The following is a 6,252-nucleotide window of genomic DNA, read 5'->3' as shown; positions in this document are numbered from 1 at the left end:
GCCCGCGGGCTGGTCCTCGAGGGGACCGGGTCCGGCAACCTGCCCCCACTTGTGGCCGAGGCCGTCGCGGACCTGTCCGTGGAGCGCCCGGACATCGTGGTGGCGACCTCGACCCGTGTTCCGAGAGGCGAGGCGACGCCCACGTACTCGGGCCCCGGCGGCGGGGCGGATCTCGCGAGGCGAGGCGTTCTGAGCTGCGGTTACCTGCGCTCCTCCCAGGCGCGGGTCCTGCTCACCGCGCTGCTCGCGCGCGCCGACGCCGCCGAGGTCCGCTCACAGTGGTCCCGGTACCACCTCTACAGCTGAGGTGCAGACGCTTCGGCCCGCGCGTCACCACCCCAGGGAGTCCAGCGGATCGGCGAGCTCCAGGTCGGGATCGTCCTCGGCGAAGGTCCGCATCCGACCGGGGCCGGTGACCGCCGTCTCGAACCGTACCGACACCCGACCGTGGCCGGAGCCCTGGACCCAGCCGTGCCCGAACGCGGGATGGCGGACGTCCGAACCGGTGCGGAACCTCTCCTGCAGACCCTGACGCCACGCGCCGATCGCCGGTGGGGCGGGGAGCGGGTCGTCCACGGCCTCCGCACCCGGGCCCGGGGCCTCGTCATCGGTCGTGACCGTGGTGCCGACCCCGATGATGTCGGGGAGGTCGTCGAGGTCGACGTGCCCGGGGCCCTGCCGCGTCCCGGGCAGGATCTCCTGCTCGAACAGCGCGTCCTGGTGGATCTCGGTCAGTCCCGACAGGCCCACGCCCAGCAGCCGGATCGCGCCGAAGTCCACGGGGTCGGGGGCCAGGGACCGCGCGACGGCGATGATCGTCTCCAGCGAGGTCGTGCCCACCGGCAACGTGAACGACCGCGTCATCGAGGTGAAGTCCGCGCGCTTGATCTTGACCGTCACGGTCCGGGCCGCCCGCCCGTCGCCCAGCAGCCGCCGGTGTGCGCCCTGCGCCGCTCTGCGCACCGCCGCCGCCACCTGCCCGGCGGTGGTGAGATCGGCCGCGAACGTGCTCTCGGCGCTGATCTGTTTGGCCTCGGCCCGTTCGTGAACGGGCCTGTCGTCATATCCCCGTGCGATCCGGGCGATCGCCGGCCCCACGGTCCTGCCGAGCGCGTGGACCACGTCGTCGTCGTCCATCGCGGCCAGATCGCCGATGGTGGAGATCCCGAATTGCGAGAGTCTCTCCCCCGCCACCGGCCCCACGCCCCACAGACTCCGCACCGGGAGCGGATACAGCACGTCCGAGTGATCGCGTCGGGGCACCACCGCGATCCCGTCGGGCTTGGCGAGCTCGGAGGCGATCTTGGCGTACTGCTTCCCCGCCCCCGCCCCCACCGAGGCCGGCAGTCCGGTGGCCTCGCGTATCGCCGCCCGTAGGTCCTCCGCCCACCGCCGGGTCCGCTCGACGTCGGCACCACGGAGCTCGGGGGGTTCGAGGAAGGCCTCGTCCACCGAGACCTTCTCGACCACCGGAGCGTGCGCGGAGAAGATCTCGAACACCCGGCGGCTCAACGCGCGGTACACCGCCATCCGGGGGAACACGAAGACGGCCGAGGGGCCCACGAGCCGCCTGGCCTGGTGCGAGGGCATGGCGGAACGCGCGCCGCGGGCGCGCGCCTCGTAGGAGCACCCCGCCACCACTCCGCGACCCCCCACGCCTCCCACGAGCACCGGCCGACCGCGCAGCGTCGGCCGCGTGAGCTGCTCGCAGGAGGCGAAGAAGGCGTCCATGTCCACGTGCAGGACCCAGCGGTCCTGCCCGTCAGCCACGCCGGTTCCCGTCTCGGCTCAGGACCGGTCCGTGTCAGACCCGGGCCAGGGTCATCCTGACACCGTCACCGAGCTCCTCGGCCTCGCCGTCCGCCGGGTCGAGCGCGTCGAGGACCTCGAAGTCCGTGGCCAGGACCTCGTCGGCGATCAGGCGGGCGTGACGGTCGGCCCACTCGCGACGGTCCGCCGGGACCTCCAGGCGTACCCGGATGCGGTCGGAGATGTCGAAACCGGCGGCGCGCCGGGCCTCCTGGATCTCGCGGATCCGGTCCTTGGCCCAGCCCTCGGCCTCCAGCTCCTCCGTGACGGTCAGATCCAGCACCACCAGACCGGCCCCGCCTGCAAGCGCCGCCGTGGACTCCGGATCCGCGGCCACGAGGCGGTGCTCGTACTCGCCCTCCTGCAACTCGACGCCGCCGGCGACCACCACTCCGCCGACCTCGGACCAGTCGCCCGTCTTGGCGGCCTTGATGCACGCCTGCACCTGCTTGCCCAGCCGCGGCCCCGCCGCCCGCGCGTTGACCGCCAGCTCCATCCGCCCGTGGGCGGCCACGTCGCTGGTCAGTCGCACCTCGCGCACGTTCACCTCGTCGGCGATGATGCCGGTGAACGGCTCAAGCCGCTCGGCGTCGGGCATCGCCACGGTGAGCACGTTCAAGGGCAGGCGCACGCGCAGGTGCTTCGCCTTACGGATCGAGGACACCGTGGAACACACGTCGCGGACGGCCTCCATCGCCTCGACCAGCCCGGCGTCGTGCGGGAGCTCGTCATCGGCCGGCCAGTCCGCCAGGTGAACGGACTCCCGTCCGGTCAGCCCGGTCCACACGACCTCCGTCATGAGGGGCAGGAGCGGCGCGGCGAGCCGCATGGTCGTCTCGAGGACCGTGTAGAGCGTGTCGAAGGCGTCGCGCGAATCCTGGCCCGACGCCTCCCCTGCCCAGAACCGCGACCGGGACCGGCGCACGTACCAGTTGGTCAGGGCATCGGCGAACTGGCGCAGCTCGTCGCACGCGGCGGCGATGTCCGTGCTGTCCAGGGCCCGGGTCATCGCATCCCGGGTCGTGGCCAGCCGCGACAGGATGTACCGGTCCAGCACGTGGGGTGAATCCGTCCGCCAGGTGGCGCGCTCGGCGGCGTACAGCTGCAGGAAGCTGTAGGAGTTCCACAGCGGGAGCATGGCCTGGCGCACGCCCTCCCGGATGCCCTGTTCGGTCACCACGAGATTGCCGCCACGGAGGATGGGGGAACTCATGAGGAACCAGCGCATGGCATCGGAGCCGTCGCGGGCGAACACCTCGTTGACGTCCGGGTAGTTGCCCTTGGACTTGCTCATCTTGAGGCCGTCGTTGCCCAGCACGATGCCGTGCGCGGCGACGTGCGTGAACGCGGGCCGGTCGAAGAGAGCCGTGGCCAGGACGTGCAGGGTGTAGAACCAGCCCCGGGTCTGGCCGTTGTACTCCACGATGAAGTCGCCCGGGTTGTGGGTCTCGAACCACTCCTTGTTCTCGAAGGGATAGTGGACCTGGGCGAACGGCATGGACCCGGACTCGAACCAGCAGTCGAACACGTCGGCCACACGCCGCATGGTGGACCTGCCGGTCGGGTCGTCGGGGTTGGGCCGGGTCAGCTCGTCGATGTACGGACGGTGCAGATCAGCGGGCCGCACGCCGAAGTCGGCCTCGAGCTCGTCGAGAGACCCGTAGACGTCCACGCGCGGGTAGGCGGGGTCATCGGACTCCCAGACGGGGATCGGCGCGCCCCAGTACCGGTTCCGGTTGATGTTCCAGTCCCGCGCGCCCTCGAGCCACTTGCCGAACTGCCCGTCGCGCACGTGTTCGGGCATCCAGGTGATCTGCTCGCGATTGAGTTCGACCATCCGGTCGCGGAACGCGGTGACCTTGACGAACCAGGCCGGCAGGGCCATGTAGATCAACGGCTGGCCGGACCTCCAGGAGTGGGGGTAGGAGTGTTCGATGGTCTCGTGGCGGATCAGTCGCCCCGCCGCGCGCAGGTCGCGTGAGATCGGCGCGTTGGCGTCGAAGACCAGCTGGCCCGCGTACGGCGGCACCTCGGCGGTGAACTTCCCGTCGGCTCCGACGGGGATGACCAGCTCGATGCCGGCCGCGTCGCAGGCGTCCTTGTCCTCCTCGCCGAAGGCCGGCGCGAGGTGGACGATGCCCGTACCCGAGTCGGTGGTGACGTAGTCGGCCGCCAGCACCACGTGCGCGTTCGGGTGGCCGGCGAAGAAGTCGAACGGCGGGACGTACGGCAGCCCCACCAGTTCGGAGCCCTTCGCGGTGGCCACCACCTCCGCGTCCTCACCGAACTCGGGCGCGTACACCCCCCGGCGCGCCTCGGCCACGACGAAGCGTCGGCCGGCGAGATCACCCGTGTTCACCTGCACCACGCAGTAGTCGATGTCGGGGTGGACGGCGGCGGCCAGGTTGGACGGCAGGGTCCAGGGGGTGGTGGTCCACACCAGCGCCTCGGCGCCGTGGAACGGGCTGGACTGCGGGGCCTCGAGCGGCAGTCCGACCGTGACCGCGGGGTCCTGTCGCATCTTGTACGCATCGTCCAACCGCGTCTCCTGGTTGGACAGGGGCGTCTGCTCGTACCAGGAGTACGGCAGCACGCGGAAACCCTTGTAGACCAGACCCTTGTCGTAGAGGCGTTTGAACGCCCACAGGACGGACTCGGTGAAGTCGATGTCCAAGGTCTTGTAGTCGTTCTCGAAGTCCACCCAGCGGGCCTGGCGGTGGACGTAGTCCTCCCACTCATCGGTGTAGCGCAGCACCGACTTCTCGCACGCGGAGTTGAACTCGGCAAGACCCATCTCGAGAATCTGCGACTTCTCGGTGATCCCCAGCTGCTTCTCCGCCTCGAGCTCGGCGGGCAGACCGTGGCAGTCCCAGCCGAACCGGCGTTCGACCAGGTAACCGCGCATGGTGCGATAGCGCGGGATCACGTCCTTGACGTACCCGGTGAGCAGATGTCCGTAGTGGGGTAGGCCGTTGGCGAACGGGGGGCCGTCGTAGAAGACGTACTCGTCGGCATCCGCTCGCCTGCGGACGGACTCACGGAAGGTGTCGCGCTCGTCCCACCGGGCCAGGACGGTCTGCTCGAGCGCGGGGAACGACGGCGACTGCGCGGTGGTGCCGCCGGTGAGGTCGAGAATCGGGTACGCGCTACCCGTTGCGGTGGGCTCGGTGCTCATGTGGGCGGACTCCTCGAGGTACGGGCCCACACGAGTTGGTACCCGTGGGGCCGACAGGCCTGCGCTCGGGGACGAACCGGACGCGACTGGCGCATCCGTCCGCGGTACCACCCCGTTTGGCGTCGACGGTGCGACGCCCACTCGTGGATCGGGGACCCTGACGGGCTCCCCCGTTCGGTTCTACTGAGCCGCTCCCACCTCGGGACCGACCGTTCTTCCGAGCGCTCCCCGGTGATGGCCGGATCTCAGCGCATCCGGCTCATCGCCGGACATCGGGTGATGCTACCTGTCGCTGTGGGCGCCCGTCTCCTCCGCCTCGTCACTCGCGTCCGGTGGATTCTCTCCGGAGCCGTCGCGGGCCGTCCTCCCGCGGAGAAGATCCATGAGCAGCAAGAGCAGTCCGAGGGCGCCGGCCACGATGCAGGCCCACGCCCACCCGATCTGTCCGGTCGCCACGGCCGCGACGAGGAAGGCGAAGCCGAGCAGCGTCAGTCCGAGTGCGACGACGAGCATGCGTTCCTCCTGCCGTGGTGCGAGTCGTGGAATACACCGGCTCCGGGGCGGACCCACCCCCCGAATATACGTCGGTCCCCGCACCCTGGGCAGGGGCGGGGACCGGACGCGACGACTCGGATGGGCTACTCGGCGCGGTGGCCGCCGTCCTTCTTGCCACCCTGGTCCGGCGCGCCGGCGTTCTCGGCCGGTGCGGCGGGGGCGGCGGAGCCGGACTTGCCGAGTTCTGTCAGCTGGTTCTCGAGGTAGCTGGTGAGGCGGCTGCGGTAGTCCTTCTCGAAGGTCCGAAGCTGCTCGATGCGACCCTCCAGCACCCCGCGCTGCTGGTTGATGGTGGCCATGATCTCGGTGTGCTTGCGTTCCGCGTCGGCCTGCAGGGCGTCGGCCTTGGCCTGTGCTTCCTTGATCTGCTGCTCGGAGCGCGCCTGCGCGTCCTTGACGATCCCGTCGGACTTGGCCTTGGCCTCGCCGAGGATCTTGTCGGCCTCCCTGCGGGCGTCCCCGACCATCTTCTCCGACTGGTTCTTGGCGTCGCCGACGAGGCGATCGGACTCACCGCGGGCCTTGGCCATGAGCCCGTCGGACTCCTTCTTGGCCTCGCCCGTGAGGCGGTCCGCCATCTCCTGCGCCATCGCCAGGACGCGGGCCGCGCGCAGATGGGTGTCCGAGTTGGCGGAACCGCTGTCCTCTCCGGCGAGTGACGGCGTGGCCGCGGGCGGCGCCGGAGTCGGTGCCGGGGTCGGCGCCGGGGCGGG

4 protein-coding genes and 1 pseudogene are annotated in these 6,252 nt (G+C 70.7%); 1 reads left to right on the top strand and 4 read right to left on the bottom strand.

Annotated features, from left to right (window positions below; all coding sequences use genetic code 11):
- Positions 1-306, top strand: a pseudogene (locus G6019_RS05905) (asparaginase); the annotation flags it as partial.
- A gap of 24 nt (positions 307-330) precedes the next feature.
- Here the strand turns inward: G6019_RS05905 and G6019_RS05900 are convergent.
- The 4 genes from G6019_RS05900 to G6019_RS05885 all read right to left on the bottom strand — a co-directional run.
- Positions 331-1,770 (bottom strand): DNA polymerase IV, encoded by a 1,440-nt coding sequence (locus G6019_RS05900; protein WP_182627198.1) that lies wholly within the window; start codon positions 1,768-1,770, stop codon positions 331-333.
- Positions 1,771-1,804: 34 nt separating this feature from the next.
- Positions 1,805-4,984, bottom strand: a complete 3,180-nt coding sequence (gene ileS / locus G6019_RS05895; protein ID WP_182627196.1) for an isoleucine--tRNA ligase — start codon at positions 4,982-4,984, stop codon at positions 1,805-1,807.
- A gap of 282 nt (positions 4,985-5,266) precedes the next feature.
- The gene (locus tag G6019_RS05890) at positions 5,267-5,497 is read right to left on the bottom strand and encodes a hypothetical protein (RefSeq protein WP_107756225.1); all 231 of its coding nucleotides are present in this window, start codon (positions 5,495-5,497) and stop codon (positions 5,267-5,269) included.
- 125 nt (positions 5,498-5,622) lie between these two features.
- Positions 5,623-6,252, bottom strand: a 630-nt coding sequence (locus tag G6019_RS05885; protein WP_182627195.1) for a cell division protein, incomplete at its 5' end; no start/stop codon positions are given.

This window comes from Dietzia sp. DQ12-76 (genome assembly GCF_014145045.1).
GTDB lineage: Bacteria > Actinomycetota > Actinomycetes > Mycobacteriales > Mycobacteriaceae > Dietzia.
The sequence above is the reverse complement of the archived record's forward strand: the minus strand, read 5'-3'. Positions and strand labels throughout refer to the sequence as shown.